18 protein-coding genes are annotated in these 15989 nt (G+C 67.7%); 8 read left to right on the forward strand and 10 right to left on the reverse strand.

The window, feature by feature from the left end:
* Window position 1: 1 nt before the first annotated feature.
* From nuoE to IEY60_RS15905, 7 genes are all read right to left on the reverse strand, one after another.
* Window positions 2-727: an NADH-quinone oxidoreductase subunit NuoE gene (gene nuoE, locus IEY60_RS15875; protein ID WP_189028731.1), complete on the reverse strand. Its 726-nt coding sequence runs from the start codon at window positions 725-727 to the stop codon at window positions 2-4.
* Entirely contained in the window at window positions 724-2037 is a 1314-nt protein-coding gene (nuoD, locus tag IEY60_RS15880) for an NADH dehydrogenase (quinone) subunit D (protein WP_189028733.1), read from the reverse strand. The genes nuoE and nuoD overlap by 4 nt, the downstream gene beginning before the upstream one ends.
* Window positions 2037-2792 carry an NADH-quinone oxidoreductase subunit C gene (locus tag IEY60_RS15885; RefSeq protein WP_189028735.1) on the reverse strand — a complete coding sequence of 252 codons (756 nt, stop codon included), beginning with the start codon at window positions 2790-2792 and terminating at the stop codon, window positions 2037-2039. The genes nuoD and IEY60_RS15885 overlap by 1 nt, the downstream gene beginning before the upstream one ends.
* Window positions 2789-3343, reverse strand: coding sequence for a NuoB/complex I 20 kDa subunit family protein (locus IEY60_RS15890; protein ID WP_019047013.1), 555 nt, complete (start codon window positions 3341-3343; stop codon window positions 2789-2791). Before IEY60_RS15890 ends, IEY60_RS15885 begins: the two co-directional genes overlap by 4 nt.
* A 10-nt stretch (window positions 3344-3353) precedes the next feature.
* Window positions 3354-3734 (reverse strand): NADH-quinone oxidoreductase subunit A, encoded by a 381-nt coding sequence (locus IEY60_RS15895; RefSeq protein ID WP_189028737.1) that lies wholly within the window; start codon window positions 3732-3734, stop codon window positions 3354-3356.
* A 370-nt stretch (window positions 3735-4104) separates the two neighbouring features.
* Window positions 4105-4506, reverse strand: coding sequence for an Rv3143 family two-component system response regulator (locus IEY60_RS15900; RefSeq protein ID WP_189028739.1), 402 nt, complete (start codon window positions 4504-4506; stop codon window positions 4105-4107).
* Between the two features lie 100 nt (window positions 4507-4606).
* Window positions 4607-5701 (reverse strand): hypothetical protein, encoded by a 1095-nt coding sequence (locus IEY60_RS15905; RefSeq protein WP_189028741.1) that lies wholly within the window; start codon window positions 5699-5701, stop codon window positions 4607-4609.
* A gap of 206 nt (window positions 5702-5907) precedes the next feature.
* Between IEY60_RS15905 and IEY60_RS15910 the strand changes: the two genes are divergently transcribed.
* Entirely contained in the window at window positions 5908-6732 is an 825-nt protein-coding gene (locus tag IEY60_RS15910) for a TIGR02452 family protein (RefSeq protein ID WP_189028743.1), read from the forward strand.
* Window positions 6733-6753: 21 nt separating this feature from the next.
* Here the strand turns inward: IEY60_RS15910 and IEY60_RS15915 are convergent, their stop codons facing one another.
* The gene (locus IEY60_RS15915) at window positions 6754-7635 is read right to left on the reverse strand and encodes a LysR family transcriptional regulator (RefSeq protein WP_229739871.1); all 882 of its coding nucleotides are present in this window, start codon (window positions 7633-7635) and stop codon (window positions 6754-6756) included.
* 124 nt (window positions 7636-7759) lie between these two features.
* Here IEY60_RS15915 and IEY60_RS15920 point away from each other — a divergent pair, with 124 nt between their 5' ends.
* The 5 genes from IEY60_RS15920 to IEY60_RS15940 are packed head-to-tail and all read left to right on the forward strand — an operon-like array spanning window position 7760 to window position 12605.
* On the forward strand, window positions 7760-9202 hold the full coding sequence (locus tag IEY60_RS15920; protein ID WP_189028745.1) for a form I ribulose bisphosphate carboxylase large subunit: 1443 nt from the start codon (window positions 7760-7762) through the stop codon (window positions 9200-9202).
* Between the two features lie 8 nt (window positions 9203-9210).
* Window positions 9211-9633: a ribulose bisphosphate carboxylase small subunit gene (locus IEY60_RS15925; protein ID WP_189028747.1), complete on the forward strand. Its 423-nt coding sequence runs from the start codon at window positions 9211-9213 to the stop codon at window positions 9631-9633.
* Window positions 9623-10642: an AAA family ATPase gene (locus IEY60_RS15930; RefSeq protein ID WP_189028749.1), complete on the forward strand. Its 1020-nt coding sequence runs from the start codon at window positions 9623-9625 to the stop codon at window positions 10640-10642. The genes IEY60_RS15925 and IEY60_RS15930 overlap by 11 nt, the downstream gene beginning before the upstream one ends.
* A complete protein-coding gene (locus tag IEY60_RS15935; protein WP_189028751.1) occupies window positions 10627-11718 on the forward strand; it encodes a class 1 fructose-bisphosphatase in 1092 nt (363 codons plus the stop codon). Before IEY60_RS15930 ends, IEY60_RS15935 begins: the two co-directional genes overlap by 16 nt.
* Before the next feature lie 8 nt (window positions 11719-11726).
* A complete protein-coding gene (locus tag IEY60_RS15940; RefSeq protein ID WP_189028753.1) occupies window positions 11727-12605 on the forward strand; it encodes a phosphoribulokinase in 879 nt (292 codons plus the stop codon).
* Here the strand turns inward: IEY60_RS15940 and IEY60_RS15945 are convergent, their stop codons facing one another.
* The gene (locus IEY60_RS15945) at window positions 12606-12959 is read right to left on the reverse strand and encodes a PLD nuclease N-terminal domain-containing protein (RefSeq protein ID WP_189028755.1); all 354 of its coding nucleotides are present in this window, start codon (window positions 12957-12959) and stop codon (window positions 12606-12608) included.
* Between the two features lie 147 nt (window positions 12960-13106).
* A complete protein-coding gene (dinB, locus tag IEY60_RS15950) occupies window positions 13107-14342 on the reverse strand; it encodes a DNA polymerase IV (RefSeq protein ID WP_189028757.1) in 1236 nt (411 codons plus the stop codon).
* Between the two features lie 109 nt (window positions 14343-14451).
* Here dinB and IEY60_RS15955 point away from each other — a divergent pair, with 109 nt between their 5' ends.
* Together IEY60_RS15955 and IEY60_RS15960 are read left to right on the forward strand one after the other, a co-directional pair.
* Complete coding sequence (locus tag IEY60_RS15955; protein WP_268241476.1) at window positions 14452-14829, forward strand: BlaI/MecI/CopY family transcriptional regulator; 378 nt, start codon at window positions 14452-14454, stop codon at window positions 14827-14829.
* 10 nt (window positions 14830-14839) lie between these two features.
* A complete protein-coding gene (locus IEY60_RS15960; RefSeq protein WP_189028759.1) occupies window positions 14840-15952 on the forward strand; it encodes a winged helix DNA-binding domain-containing protein in 1113 nt (370 codons plus the stop codon).
* Window positions 15953-15989: the final 37 nt, after the last annotated feature.

Below are 15989 nucleotides of genomic sequence, written 5' to 3' on the forward strand. Positions count from 1 at the left end.
CTCATGCTCCCTGTCCGGCGGAGTCTTCTTCTGCCGCACTGCTTTCCGGGACGTGCAGCCCCGCCAGGGTCGCCTCGCCCGGCGCTCCGTCGAGTGCGCCGGGGCGTTCGTCGGGGAAGCCGGCGAGGATGCGCGCGGTTTCGCGGAAGGTGCACAGGGGAGCGCCCCGAGTCGGCCGCACCTGATGGCCCGCTCGCAGCGCATCGGTGATGGCCCGCGCCGATTCCGGGGTCTGGTTGTCGAAGAATTCCCAGTTCACCATCATCACCGGCGCGTAATCGCAAGCGGCATTGCACTCGACGTGCTCGAGGGTGATGGCGCCGTCGGCGGTGGTCTCGCCGTGCGAGATACCCAGATGTTGTTGCAGCGCTTCATAGATGGCGTCGCCGCCGAGGACCGCGCACAGGGTGTTGGTGCACACGCCGACGTGGTAGTCGCCGGTCGGGGTGCGCCGGTACATGGAATAGAAGGTGGCGACGGCGGTCACCTCGGCGCCGGTGAGGCCTATTTTGTCGGCGCAGAAGTCGATCCCGGTGCCGGTGACATACCCTTCCTCGGCCTGCACCAGGTGCAGCAGCGGCAGCAGCGCCGACCGGGGGTGCGGGTACCGGGCGACGATCTCCTTGGCGTCGACTTCGAGTCGCTGCCGCACATGCGGCGGGTACGGTTCCGGCCTGCTGGTGAGCTTCAGCAGAATCGCGGTGCCGGAGGGCTGTTCGCTGATCATCGGTCTACTCCGCCCATGACGGGGTCGATGCTGGCGACCGAGGCGATGACGTCGGCGACCATGCCGCCCTCGCACATCGCGGCCACCGCCTGCAGATTGGTGAACGAGGGATCGCGGTAGTGCACCCGGTACGGGCGGGTGCCGCCGTCGCTGACCATGTGCACGCCCAGCTCGCCGCGCGGTGACTCCACCGCCGTATACACCTGTCCCGCGGGCACCCGCATGCCCTCGGTGACGAGCTTGAAATGGTGGATCAGCGATTCCATGGAGGTGCCCATGATCTTGCCGATGTATTTCGGCGAGTTGCCCAGTCCGTCGGGGCCGAGCTTCAGGTCGGCGGGCCAGGCGATCTTCTTGTCGTCGACCATGACCGGGCCGGGCCGCAGCCGGTCGAGGCACTGCTCGACGATCTTGAGCGACTCGGTCATCTCGGCGACCCGGATCAGGTAGCGGCCGTAGCAGTCGCAGCCGGTGGTCGTCGGGATGTCGAATTCGTAGTTCTCGTATCCGCAGTAGGGCGCCGACTTGCGCAGATCGTGGGGCAGGCCGGTGGCCCGCAGGACCGGTCCGGTGATGCCGAGCGCCATGCAGCCGGTGAGGTCGAGGTAGCCGATGTCCTGGGTGCGCTTCTTCCAAATCGGGTTGGCGCTGAGCAGATGCTCCATGTCGCGCAGCCGGCCGGGCATGATCTCGAGGAGTTCGCGGACCTTGGTCACGCCGTCGTCGGGCAGGTCCTGGGCGAGGCCGCCGGGACGGATGAAGGCGTGGTTCATCCGCAGGCCGGTGATGGTCTCGAACACGTCGAGGATGAGTTCGCGTTCGCGGAAACCGAACAGCATCGGGGTGAGCGCGCCCAGTTCCATGCCGCCGGTCGCCAGCGCGACCAGGTGCGAGGAAATGCGATTGAGTTCCATCAGCATGACCCGCACCACGGTGGCCCGCTCGGGGATCTGCTCGGTGATGTCGAGCAGTTTCTCCACGCCGAGGCAGTAGGCGGTTTCGTTGAAGAAGGGCGACAGGTAGTCCATCCGGGTCACGAAGGTGACGCCCTGGATCCAGGGGCGGAATTCCAGGTTCTTCTCGATGCCGGTGTGCAGATAGCCGATGCCGCAGCGGGCTTCGGTGACGGTTTCGCCTTCGATCTCGAGGATCAGGCGCAGCACGCCGTGCGTGGACGGGTGCTGCGGGCCCATGTTGACGACGATGCGTTCTTCGCCCCCACCGTCGATCACCTCGCTGACCTGGTCCCAGTCCTGGCCTGCGACGGTGACGACCTGCGGTTCGTCGCGGCGGAAATCGGTGTCGGTCATCAGCTGTAGGTCCTCCGCTCGTCGGGCGGCGGTATCCGCGCGCCCTTGTACTCCACCGGGATCCCGCCGAGCGGGTAGTCCTTGCGCTGCGGATGGCCGCGCCAGTCGTCGGGCATGGTGATGCGAGTCAGCGAGGGATGCCCGTCGAAGAGGATGCCGAAGAAGTCGTAGGTCTCGCGTTCGTGCCAGTCGGTGGTCGGATACACCGCGAACAGCGAGGGAATGTGCGGATCGGCATCGGGGGCAGACACTTCCAGCCGCACCCGCCGGTTGTGCGTGATCGACATCAGGTGATAGACCGCATGCAGTTCGCGGCCCTCGTCGTCGGGATAGTGGACGCCGTTGACGCCCAGGCACAGTTCGAAGCGCAGCGAGGTGTCGTCGCGCAACGCGCTCGCGACGGCGACCAGATGTTCGCGCCGCACATGCAGGGTGATCTCGTCGCGGAAGACGACGATCTTCTCGATCACGGTGTCGAAGGCGATCACCCGGTTGGTCAGCGCCGCGCGCAGGGTGCCGACGAACGCGTCGAACCAGCCACCGTAGGGCGGTGGGGTGCCCGCGGGCAGGGCGACGGGGGTGACCAGACCGCCGTAGCCGGAGGTGTCACCGGTGCCGGTGACACCGAACATGCCGCGGCGGGTGCCGATCACCTCGTCCTCGGGTGGCGCGGGCGGCGCGGGTGCGGCGGGAGTTTCCTCCGGAATGTCTTGTCCCGCATTGCTGTCGGCGTTGTCGGGAGCGTCGAAGGTCATCGCAGCAGGCCCTCCATCCGGATGGTCGGCGTGCTGGCCAGCGCGGCCTGTTCGGCGGCGCGGATCGCTTCCTCGCGGTTGACGCCCATCGGCATCTCGGCGATCTTGGCGTGCAGCGCGAGGATCGCGTTGAGCAGCATCTCCGGGCGCGGCGGGCAGCCGGGCAGGTAGATGTCGACCGGGACGATATGGTCGACACCCTGCACGATCGCGTAGTTGTTGAACATGCCACCCGAGGACGCGCAGACGCCCATGGCCAGTACCCATTTGGGTTCGGTCATCTGGTCGTAGACCTGGCGCAGCACCGGTGCCATCTTCTGACTCACCCGGCCCGCGACGATCATCAGATCGGCCTGGCGCGGGGAGGCACGGAACGCCTCCATGCCGAAGCGGGCGATGTCGAATCGCCCTGCGCCGGTGGCCATCATTTCGATCGCGCAGCAGGCCAACCCGAACGTCGCGGGCCAGACCGAGCCCTTACGCAGGTAGCCGGCGAAATCTTCGACGGTGCTCAGCAGGAACCCGCTGGGCAGTTTCTCTTCGAGACCCATTATTTCCCACTCATTCCCAGCTGAGGCCGCCGCGCCGCCACTCGTAGGCGTAGGCGACCGACACATTGACGATGAACAGCGCCATCGCGGCGAGTCCGAAGAGCCCGAGCGCATCGAAGTGCACGGCCCACGGGTAGAGGAACACGATCTCGATGTCGAAGATGATGAACAACATCGCGGTGAGGTAGTACTTCACCGGAAAGCGCTGTCCCGTGGCGTTTCCCGGGCCGCCCGCGATGGCGTGCGGTGTCGGCTCGATGCCGCATTCGTAGGGTTCCAGCTTGGCCCTGTTGTAGCGCTTCGGGCCGATCAGCGCCGCCATGATGACGGAGAACACCGCGAACGCGGCGGCGATGGCGCCGAGTACGAGCGCGGGCACCTCGATATTCACGACTGCTTTCCCCTCCTCGCTGGAGCAGGTCGAGCCGTGTGGCCCGGCCGCGGACGGCAGCTTTGGCGAGACGGGGCCGACAACGTTGTCCGCCGATACGGGGCTCGCGCAAGGCTGTGCAGCGATGGCGGAGCGTTATACAGGAGCCCGCGCTCGTGTGAGCTAGAGCACAGACTACCGCCGTTTCGGTGGTCCGCCGCGCGTTTCCGGGGCGGGGTTTGATCGATTTCGGTACCGCGATTCATGAGCGACCCGGGGGTAATCCCGGATGGGCGCACGACGAGCAACCACTGGTGTTACCAGTGGTGATAGACAGAACTGTGCGACTCGGACTATCCGAGGGATCGGGACGATGCCCGGCCGTGGCCGATCAGCGGGCGAGCAGGATGGTGGTCACCGCGCGGGTCAGCTGCATGGGGTCGATCGGGTGCGACACCGCCGCCTCGGCGCGCGACCAGTTCGCCAGCCAGGCGTCGTCGGGCCTGCCGGTCAGCACGACCACCGGCGGGCACTTCTCGATCTCGTCCTTGAGCTGCTTGGCGATGCCGAGGCCACCCGCGGGCGCGGATTCCCCGTCGAGGATCGCCAGATCGATCCCGCCCGCATCCATCTGCTCGATGACCACCGGCGCGGTGGCGACCTCGAAGAAGTCGAGCTCCGGTAGATCGGCGCGCGGCTTACGGCCCAGCGCCAGGATCACCTGTTGCCTGGTGTCGGCATCGTTGCTGTAGACCAGCACACGCAGCGGGGTGGAACCATTCGATTCGGCCACGCTCGGATCGTACGTCCGCGCGGGCAGGCCGCGTGGCAGGTTCGCCGGATCAGCCGGTTGGCCTGCGGGGCAAGGTAGTCCACCGGAGGCCTCCCGCGGGTTACCAGTCGCCGTCCTGGACCTTCTTGTCGCCCAGGGGGATCACCGGAAGTGGCTGTTCGATGGGCGGATTGGGGTGTTCGTCGGCGAGCCAGTCGCCGGTGGGTTTCACCTCGGCGAGTTCGGTCGATGGTGGTAGGTCGTCGGCGTCGGCGGCGTAGTAGTCGAACCAGGGCAGGTTGTGCTGGGCGTAGGCCTGGGCGGTGATCGGTGTCGGGGGTGCCGGTTCGCCGGTGATCTGTTGCCATTCGGCGGCGGAGGCGAGGTGGACGAAGGCGCGGCCGTCGGCGTCGGGGTGGTAGTCCTCGATCGGGCGTTTGTCGGCGAAGATCTCCTGACGCATGGTTCCGCCCGCGCCGAGACCCATCTTCCTGGCGGCGGGACGAGCTCCTCGTGCACGCGACGAACCCGTTGGCACCGCACCGGGAGCCGGGGGACCGCCGGGAGCGGCGCACGCGACCGGGGCGCCGTAGTGCGGTGCGGCCGGCGGTGCGCCGTAGACCATCTCCTCGGCGAGCCACGGTGCAGTGGGCGCGGCGGGCATGGGTTGCCGCCTGGCGCGTTCGGCGGCGTTCCAGGCTTCCAGCGCGGCATCGGTGAGTCCGTGGACGGCGAGCTGCACGCCACCCCATTGCTCGGTGCCCGTCACCTGGCCTTCGACGGTCGCACCGAGTCCGAGCGGCACCGCGACGAACTGGCGGACTGTGCCGTCGCCGGAGTTGATGCCGTCCATCCACGGCTGCTGGGGTAGCGCGAGGTAGTTCTGCGGATCCTGGCCGAGGGTGTCGCTCCACGGCTTGCCGGATACCGCGCAGACCTTGCCGACACCGACCTTCAGTGCGGCGGGGGTGGTCGCGGAGAATCGCAGCCACATGGCTTCGCGCTGGTAGACCGGCAACATGACGCCGCCGCGCTGACGCCATTCGGCGGGCACGGTGTCGGGGTAGTCGGCGACCCGGCGCAGCGGGAACGTACCGAGTCCGGGTGGCAGCGGATAGGTGCCCGTCTCGGGCAGTCGCAGGGTGCGGATGAAGGTCACCCGCACGCCGCCCGGCAGTTCGAGCGCGTCCCCGGACAGTTTCACTTCGGACGACATATCCCACCCCTTCGTTCGATCGCGTACAGACGAATCCGTCCCCCTGGCGACGACCGTACCCGCGGCACGGGTCAGCGTCCACGGTGTTGCGATCAACGACGTACCGACAGCAATCGATCGGCTGCCCGCACCACCACAGACACGTTGTTGTGTTGGTGACAAAAACCTGTGGCGGCGTGGGCGACTCACCGCTTACGGTCACGAGGATGAACAAGAAATGGCACCACGTGGCCGTGGTGAACGAAGAGATCGCCGAGCGCGGAAACTACCGGACCGCCGGTGGCGCACATATCGAGATCGGTGCGGCAGTGGCGGCGGCACGGGCGGGAACAGTGTCGTACACACCGGCGCTGCTGGATGCGATCGTGAGCACCGGTGCACCCGGAGCCGGACCCACCGTGGTCGAGGTGACAGACGAAGGCAGTGTGCAAGCGGCTCGACGGCTGCACGCCGACGGCACGAGCGGGAGGATCGGCGTGCTCAATTTCGCGTCGGCACGCAATCCCGGTGGCGGCTACCTGCGCGGGGCGCGGGCGCAGGAGGAAGATCTGTGCCGCAGCTCCCTGCTGTACACGTGCCTGCTCGAAGCCCCGGATTACTATGCGGCGCATCGCGCGTCGACGGATCTGAGGTACAGCCACCGGGTGATCGTCTCGCCGGACGTGCCGGTGATCCGGGACGACCAGGGCGAGCTGGCCGAGCCGTTCCCGGTGACCTTCCTGACCTCGCCTGCGCCGAACGCGGGTGAACTGGCCCGTCGTTCGGCCCGGGTAGACGTGCGCGAAGTGCTCACGCACAGGGCCGAACGTGTGGTCGCTGCGGCGGCACGCCACGAGGTGCGCACCCTGGTGCTCGGCGCGTGGGGTTGTGGGGTGTTCCGCAACGACCCCGCCCAGGTCGCCGATGCGTTCGGTGCCGCACTGGACACGTGGGGAGCGGCGTTCGATTCTGTCGTGTTCGCGGTCTGGGACCGGGCCGCCGATTCAGCCAATCGAGCGGCCTTCCAGTCACGCTTCGGCGCAATCGAATAGCCGGTCGACACCAGAATCCCGCTACGGCCCGATCGCGGCGTGGAAAGCGTCGGTCCCGGTTTCGAGCGGATCGATGAGATGGGCCAGAAACAGCCGGGTCGCCGGGGTGGGGGCAGCCGTGGTGACCGCGTGCCAGGCCCGGTCGAGGGGAGTGCCCGGCACATCGATCGTGTGCAGCGCACCGGATTCCAGGTGCTCACCGACGGCGTCGGAATGGATGAGGGTGATACCGAGACCCTCCCGCGCCGCCGCGATGACCGCGCCGTGTGAACCCAGGGTCAGCGTCGGCGGGTCGATCTGGAGACGGTCGATCAGCGCGAGCGTCGCTTCCCTGGTGCCCGAACCGTTGCCGCGCAGTAGCCAGGTGGTGTGGCGTGGATCGTGGGTGTCGCCTGCGCCGACGACGACGAGGGTGCTCGGGCGCCGCGCCTGGATGACCAGGTTCGCCGCGTGCGGGGGGCGTCCCGCGATGACGAGATCGGTCTCGTGGTGCTGCAGTTCGAGAAACAGCACGTCACGGGGCTGGATGGACAGACTCAGTTCCACCTCGGGATAGCGGTGGCGAAACGAGGCCAGCGGTCGCAGCACCACCGATTCACCCGCCGTCGCGACGACGCCGATGCGTAGCCGGCCCGCCTCGGCCTGCCGCACGGCGGCGTGCGCTTCCTTCATGAGACCGAGGATCCCGCGACAGTATTCGGCGTAGACCCGGCCCGCCTCGGTGAGGGCGATCCCGCGCCCGGATCGGGTGATCAGTTTGGCGCCGAGCTGCTTTTCGACATGGGCGACCGCGGCCGACACCGCCGCCTCGGTGACATGCAGCTGGGCGGCCGCGCGGCGAATGCTGCCCAGCCGGGCCACCGCGAGGAAGGTTTCCATCCGCCCCGCGCTCACCCTGCCCATTACCCGACGGTAGCAAACTCAACGTTTCGGTTGAGCGTTCCCAGAAACATTCACATTGTTTGTGACGGTGGCGGGCCCCATCCTGGAATTCGACAGGCGCCCAGCCGATTCCACAGGAGGAACCATGGCGGAAGAAACCGAACGGGATCGTTGGGATCCGGGTGTGCAGTCGTACGCGTCGATGGGATATTACGCACCCGACTACGTGCCCTCGGATACCGATGTGCTCGCGGTGTTCCGGGTGACCCCGCAGCGAGGCGTCGATCCGATCGAGGCGTCGGCGGCCGTCGCTGGCGAATCCTCCACTGCCACTTGGACTGTCGTGTGGACCGACCGGCTCACCGCGCACTCGAAGTATCAGGCGAAGTGTTACCGGATCGACGAGGTGCCGGGCAGGCCGGGCGAGTACTTCGCCTACATCGCCTACGATCTGGACCTTTTCGAGGAGGGGTCGATCACCAATCTCACCTCCTCGGTGATCGGTAATGTCTTCGGATTCAAGCCGCTGCTCGCGTTGCGGCTCGAGGACATGCGTATTCCGGTGGCCTATGTCAAGACCTTCCAGGGCCCGCCGCACGGCACGGTGATGGAACGGGAATATCTCAACAAATACGGCAGGCCGCTGCTGGGTGCGACGGTGAAACCGAAACTCGGTCTGTCGGCACGCAATTACGGCCGGGTGGTCTACGAGGCCTGCAAGGGCGGCCTCGATTTCACCAAGGACGACGAGAACATCAACTCCCAGCCGTTCATGCGCTGGCGCGACCGGTACCTGTTCGCGATGGAGGGCGTGAACCGGGCGATGGCCGAGACCGGCGAGATCAAGGGCCACTACCTCAACGTCACCGCCGCCACCATGGAAGACATGTACGAGCGGGCCGAGTTCGCCAAGGAACTGGGCTCGGTGGTCATCATGATGGACCTCACCGTCGGCTACACCGCGATGCAGTCGATGTCGAAGTGGGCGCGGCGCAACGGCGTACTGCTGCACCTGCACCGGGCGGGCCATTCGACGTTCACCCGGCAGAAGACGCACGGCGTGAGCTTCCGGGTGCTGGCGAAATGGTGCAGGCTGATCGGCGTCGACCATGTGCACGCGGGAACCGTGGTGGGCAAATTGGAAGGCGATCCGGCGACCACCCGCGGTTTCTACGACACCCTGCGCGAGAACCACATTCCCACCGATCTGGGCAACGGCATCTTCTTCGACCAGGACTGGGCGAGCCTGCCCGGGGTGATGCCGGTGGCCTCCGGCGGTATCCACGCGGGCCAGATGCATCAGCTGCTGGATCTGTTCGGCGACGATGTGATCCTGCAGTTCGGCGGAGGCACCATCGGTCACCCGCTGGGGATCGCGGCGGGCGCCGAGGCCAACCGGGTGGCGCTGGAAGCGGTGGTCAAGGCGCGCAACGAGGGTCGCGACCTGATCAAGGAGGGGCCCGACGTGCTGCGCACGGCCGCCTCGACGTGTCGTCCACTCGAGGTCGCGCTGTCGACCTGGGGTGATGTCACCTTCGATTACACGTCCACCGACGCACCCGACGCGGTGCCGACGCCGAGCCTGTAGGGAGCACCATGTATCTGCGACACGGGACGTTCTCGTATCTGCCCGAGCTCACCGACGAAGAGATCGCGGCGCAGGTGCGCTACGCACTGCTCAACAACTGGCCGGTCTCGATCGAGTACACCGACGATCCGCACCCGCGCAACACCTACTGGGAGATGTGGGGGTTGCCGCTGTTCGACCTCGACGAACCCGACGGGGTGATGGCCGAGATCAACGCCTGCCGGGCGACGTTTCCGCGCCACTACGTGCGGGTCACCGCCTACAACGCGACCTACACGAAACAGACGACGGCGCTGAGTTTCCTGGTGCAGCGCCCGGCCGAGGAGCCCGGTTTCGAGCTGGCGCGGGCCGAGGGCTCGGATCGCCGCCAGATCTACAGCGTGCGCTCCTATGCCACCGATCGTCCGCAGGGACAGCGGTATGGCGGCTGACGGATCCGCCGGCGGATTCCGGTTGCCGCGGCCGGGCGTCACCGACGCCCGGCCGTCGCGCCCGCCCGCCGAGGGCGCCACCGCGACCGAGGAACTGCTGAGCGAGGACGCGCTGTTGGATCTTTCTCTCGACCTGGCAGGCCACGACGTGGCCGAAACGCTGGCCGCGCTCGACGCGGAGCTGATCGGCCTGGCGAATGTGAAGGAGCGGGTGCGCGAGATCGCGGCGCTGCTGATGATCGACCGGGCGCGGCGGCGCTTCGGGCTGGAGTCCTCGCGTCCGACGATGCACATGAGCTTCACCGGCGGTCCCGGCACCGGCAAGACGACGGTGGCGTTGCGGATGGCGCAGATGCTGCACGCGCTGGGCTACATCCGGAAACCGAAGGTGCACACGGTGACCCGTGACGACCTGGTCGGCCAGTTCATCGGCCACACCGCGCCCAAGACCAAGGAGGCGATCGCCAAGGCCGCGGGCGGAGTGCTGTTCATCGACGAGGCCTACTACCTGTTCCGGCCCGAGAACGAACGGGACTACGGGCAGGAGGTGATCGAGATCCTGCTGCAGGAGATGGAGAGCGAGCGGGCGAACCTGGTCGTCATCTTCGCCGGCTACCCGGATCGGATGGACCGCTTCTTCTCCGCCAATCCGGGGCTGTCCTCGCGGGTGGCCCATCACCTCGAGTTCGCCGACTACACCCACGAAGAACTCATGGGCATCGCCGAGTTGATGGTGACGGGGGAGAACTTCCGCTTCGACGCGGCCGCGCATGTCGCGTTCGCGGAGTACCTGACGGTGCGGATGACCCGGCCGCGGTTCTCGAATGCGCGCAGCGTGCGCAACGCGATCGACCGGTGCCGGTTGCGGCAGGCCAAACGGCTCGTCGAGGCGGCGCGGCCGCTGTCGAAGACCGACCTGATCACTCTGTGCGACCGGGACGTCTACGGCAGCAGCGTGTTCGACGACGCGGGGCAGGAGGTGGCCGCGACGCCATGCCGGACGGATTGAAGACCCTCACCCGCTACACGATCGAGGAGGAGCATCGCCATCCCGGTTCGTCGGGTGAGTTCTCGGCGCTGGTCAACGTGGTGGCCACGGCGACGAAGATCATCGCCAATCAGGTGACGCGCGGCGCGATCATCGGATCGGGCCGCGACGACGACGAGCCGCTGTCGGTGAGCAGGCGGCTCGACGCGTTGACCGACGAGATCATGGTGGCCCAGACCCAGTGGACCGGGCACCTGTCGGGGTTGCTGTCCGAGCAGCGCGCCACCGCGCTGCCGGTGCCGGCGACCCAACGGCGCGGCAAGTATCTGCTGGCCTACGACGCGCTGGACGGGTCGAGCAATATCGACGTGAATCTGCCCGTCGGCTCGATTTTCAGCATTCTGCGCGCACCGCAGGAGGTGCTGGCCGGTACCGCCGAGCCGGGCGACGCCGACTTTCTCCAGCCCGGTGTGGCGCAGGTGTGTGCCGGATTCACGCTGTACGGGCCGGCGACGATGCTGGTGATCACCACCGGCAGCGGGGTCGACGGGTTCACCCTCGATCGGGAGATCGGCGCGTTCGTGCTGACCCACCCGCACATGCGGATCCCCGACGACACATCGGGTTTCGCGATCAACGCGGCCAACGAACGGTTCTGGGAACGGCCGGTGCGCCGCTACGTACAGGAGTGCCTGGAGGGGGTGGACGGGCCGCGGGGACGGGACTTCAACATGCGCTGGGTCGCCTCGCTGGTGGCCGACACCTTCCACATCCTGACTCGGGGCGGGATGTACCTGTATCCGCGCGATACCCGCAATCCCGCACGGCCGGGCCGGGTTTCGCTGTTGTACGGGGCCAATCCGATCGCCTTCATCGTCGAGCAGGCCGGCGGGGCGGCGACCACAGGGCACGACCGGGTGATGCTGGTGTCGCCTGCCGAGGTGCATCAGCGGGTGCCGTTCATCTTCGGTTCCCGCAACGAGGTGCTGCGCATCGAGCGCTACCACTCCGAGCCGGACGCCGGCCCGAGTTTCGACAGCTCGCTGTTCGGCTCGCGGTCGCTGTTCCGTCCGGCCAAGCACGATCAGCGCAAGTAGGAGTCGCCATGTCGGTCAAGCATCCCGTTGTCGCGATCACCGGTTCGTCCGGTGCGGGGACGACCAGTGTCACGCGCACGTTCGAGGAGATCTTCCGGCGGGAGGGGATCAGCGCTGTCGTGGTGGAAGGCGATTCGTTCCACCGGTACGACCGCTCGGAGATGAAGATCGCGATGGCCGAGGCCGAGCAGCAACGCAATACGACGTTCTCGCATTTCGGTGAGGACGCGAATCTGCTGCCGGAATTGGAGGCGCTGTTCCGGGATTACGGTGAGTCCGGGGTCGGGCAGGTGCGCAGATACCTGCACGACGACGAGGAGGCCAAACCCTACGGGCAGCCCGCGGGCACGTTCACGCCGTGGGAGGATCTCGCGCCCGGCAGCGATCTGCTGTTCTACGAGGGGTTGCACGGTGCGGCGGTGACCGACGCGGTCAATGTCGCCCGATACACCGATCTGCTGGTCGGTGTGGTGCCGATCATCAACCTCGAGTGGATCCAGAAGGTGTACCGGGACAAGACCCATCGCGGCTATTCCAGCGAGGCGGTGATCGATACGATCCTGCGCCGGATGCCCGACTACGTGAAATACATCTGTCCGCAGTTCTCGCGGACGTATGTGAATTTCCAGCGGGTGCCGACGGTGGACACCTCGAATCCGTTCATCGCGCGCAGCATTCCCACGGCCGACGAGAGTTTCGTGGTGATCCGGTTCGCCGATCCGAAGGTGATCGACTTCCCGTATCTGCTGTCGATGCTGCACGATTCGTTCATGTCGCGGCCGAACTGCATCGTGGTGCCGGGCGGGAAGATGGAACTGGCGATGCAGTTGATCTTCACGCCGCTCATCCTGCGGTTGATGGACAAGCGGCCCAAGCGATTCGTGTGATCAGGCCGGATCCTCGTCGCGCTCGGCCTGCTGCCTGCGGGCTTCGCGACGCTGCTGTTCGGCGCGTTCGCGCAGCGAGCGCAGAAACGCTTCGTCGTCGTCGGGATTGGTCGCGACAGCGCGGCCGGGCCTGTCGTACTCGCTGAAACGGGTGGTGGAGGCGGGCCGGGACGGGGTGATCGGCCTGCCGGCGAACAGCCACAGCAGGGCGCCGATCGTCGGGACGAGGACGACCACGAGTACCCAGCCCATCTTCGGCAGATGGCGGATCCCGTCGTCGGGACTGGTGACGATGTCGACCAGGCAATACACCCACAGGGCGAGGGTCAGGAAGCCGAGGACGGCGTAAGGCATGCGCCGACTATCCCATGGCGCCCTGACCCGTCGCACCTCGGTTGGTGTGCGGCCACAGCGATGTCGTAGCGGGCGGAGAATCGGTCGGCGGTGGAGTCGCAGCCGAGTAGGCGCAGCAGTGGCAAACACCGCACACCGACTTCGCTGTCAGTCCGGAAGCAGCGGAACCGACAGTCCCTCACCGCTGTTCAGCAGTGCCGCGCGGGTGACGGCGGCGGAACCGAATCGGCGGCGTAGATCGTCGAGCGTCGCGTCGAGGGTGTTGTCGGCGCGCGGTTCCAGCGGCAGGGTCAGCTGCATGGTGTCGGCGTCGTCGAGATTGGTCAGCGACAAGCCGATCAGGGTGATCCCGCGTTCGGTGATGAGCGGCTGGGCGGTGTCGAGCAGCAGCCGGGCGGCGTGCCGGATGGACGCGGTCGCGTCGGTCGCTTCCGCCAGGGTGCGCGAGCGGGTCGCGCGGGTGAAGTCGTCGAACCGCAGACGCAGGACGACGGTGCGGCACACGCGCTCGGCGGCGCGCAGGCGGCGGCCGAGGCGGTCGGTGAGGCCGTCGAGGTAGGCGGCGATCTCCGCTGGCTCGCGGTGGCGACGGCCGAGGGCGCGCTGGGCTCCGATCGAGCGCCTGCGTTTCCCGGTCTCCACGCGCCGGGGATCGCGCGCCCAGGACAGGGCGAACAGATGCCGGGCCGCACCGGCTCCGAGGATGGCGCGCAGGTGCGGTTCGCCGAGTTCGGCCAGCTGCCCGACCCGGGTGATGCCGTTGGCGTGCAAGGTGGCGGCGGTGACCGCGCCGACACCCCATAATCGCTCGACCGGCAACGGGTGCAGGAACTCCAGTTCCCGGCCCGGTTCCACCAGGCGCAATCCGTCGGGTTTGGCGACCGCCGAGGCCACCTTGGCGAGGAACTTGTTGCGCGCGATACCCACCGAGATCGGCAGGCCGACCTTGCTGCTGACCTCCGCCCGCAAGGCTCGCGCGATCTCGATCGGCTCACCCCTGATCCGCCGTAAACCACCCACGTCGAGGAAAGCCTCGTCGATCGAGATGCCCTCGACGACCGGGGTGGTGTCGTGGAACACCGCGAACACCGCCTTGCTCGCCTCGGCGTAGGCCGACATCCGCGGCGGCACGACCACCGCGTGCGGACACAACCGCAACGCCTGACCCGCGTTCATCGGAGTCCGGATCCCGAACGCCTTGGCCTCGTAACTCGCCGCCAGCACCACCCCGCCGCCCACGATCACCGGCTTGCCGCGCAACCACGGTTGATCACGCTGCTCGACCGAGGCGTAGAAGGAATCCAGGTCGGCGTGCAGGATCGACGCCTCGGCGCGGGACTGGATGCGCGGGCGGCGCGGCGCAGCGGAATCGGACACGAACATATGTTCGCATCGGGGTACGACAGAAAGGGTTGCCGTGCGGTAGCGGCCGCACTCGGGTCGAGCCGGTACTGTGAGGCAGGTTTCGGCGGTGATGAGGAGTCGGTAGGCGGTGCGTGGTTTCGGGGATCTCGAAGCGGTGCTGATGGACCGTCTCTGGGATCGCGATGTGGATTCGACGACGGTGCGTGAGTTGTTCGACGAGCTCTCCGCCGAGCGCGACATCGCCTACACCACGGTCATGTCGACCATGGACAACCTGCACCGCAAGGGCTGGCTGGCCAGGCAGCGCGACGGCCGCGCCTACCGCTACTGGCCCACGATGACGCGCGAGGAACACAGCGCCCAGCTCATGCACGAGGCGCTGGGCATCGGCGGCCGGTCCGATCTCGTGCTCAGCCACTTCGTCGACCGGATCAGTGACGACGAATTCGCGGGCTTGCGGGCGGCGCTGCGACGGGTTGCCACGCGGCGCAGCGTGGAGAAGTAAGGGAGTGGGCGTGCGCGAGGTCGGGTGGGATCAGGTTTTCGCGTGGCGGCTGGGCAGGCAGTTCGTCACCGAGCCGGCGGCGGAGGGAGCCGAGGCCGTCGCGCGCAGGCTCGCCGGTGTGCAGGCGCAGGTCGCCTCGGCGGCGGAGACCGCGGTCGCGCTGCGCAGCGGCGCGGGCCGGCAGGATGCGGTGGCCGACGCGCTCGCGGCGGGCACGCTGGTCAAGACGTGGGCGATGCGCGGCACCCTGCACGCGCTGGTGCCTGATCAGGCCGCGGCGGCGCTGTCGCTGATCGGGTCGGCGCGGACGTGGGAGAAACCGTCCTGGCAGAAGACCTTCGGGGCGACGCCGGATCAGGTGACGGCCTTGGTCGAAGCGGTGTCGAAGATTCTCGCCGATCAGGTCCTGACTCGCGACGAGCTCGTCGAGGCCGTGCTGGCCGAGCCCGGGTTCGCCCACCTCGGCGAGCAGTTGCGCTCCGGCTGGGGTGCGGTCCTCAAACCGCTGGCCTGGCAGGGCGCGCTGTGTCACGGCCCGGCGCGCGGCACCAAGATCACCTTCACCAGTCCGGCGCGCCTGATCCCCGGCTGGACCGGCGTTCCGGAACCGGACGCCGCCGCGCAGACACTGATCAACGCCTATCTCGGCGCCTACGGTCCGGCGACGCCGGAAGCGTTCGATGCGTGGCTCAGCCGCAACAGCCTGCGCAAGACCGTCGTGCGTGGATGGTTCACGGAGATGGGTGACGCGCTGACCCAGGTGAACGTCGAGGGCCGGACCGGCTGGCTCCCGGCCGAGTTCGTCGACGAGCTCGCCACCGCCACCCTCGACGGCACGATCCATCTGCTCGGCCCGTTCGACCAGTACATCCTGGGCCCCGGTACCGCCGACACCGCGGTGCTGCCCGCCGAGCACCGCGCGAAGGTGAGCAGAACGGCAGGCTGGATCTCCCCGCTGGTGCTGGTGGACGGCCGGGTGGCCGGGACGTGGGACCGGGTCGACGACGAGGTGGTCGTCTCGATGTTCGGTTCCGGCAGATTCCCGAAACGTGCGCTGTCCGCCGCGGCGGGTCGCGTCGCGGAAGCGCTCGGCGACACCGCGCTCACGGTGCGCGAAGGCTGACCTGTACCGGGATTCCAGATATCCCGGACACCGAACC

It is taken from the genome of Nocardia rhizosphaerihabitans, from assembly GCF_014646295.1.
Taxonomy (GTDB): Bacteria; Actinomycetota; Actinomycetes; order Mycobacteriales; family Mycobacteriaceae; genus Nocardia; species Nocardia rhizosphaerihabitans.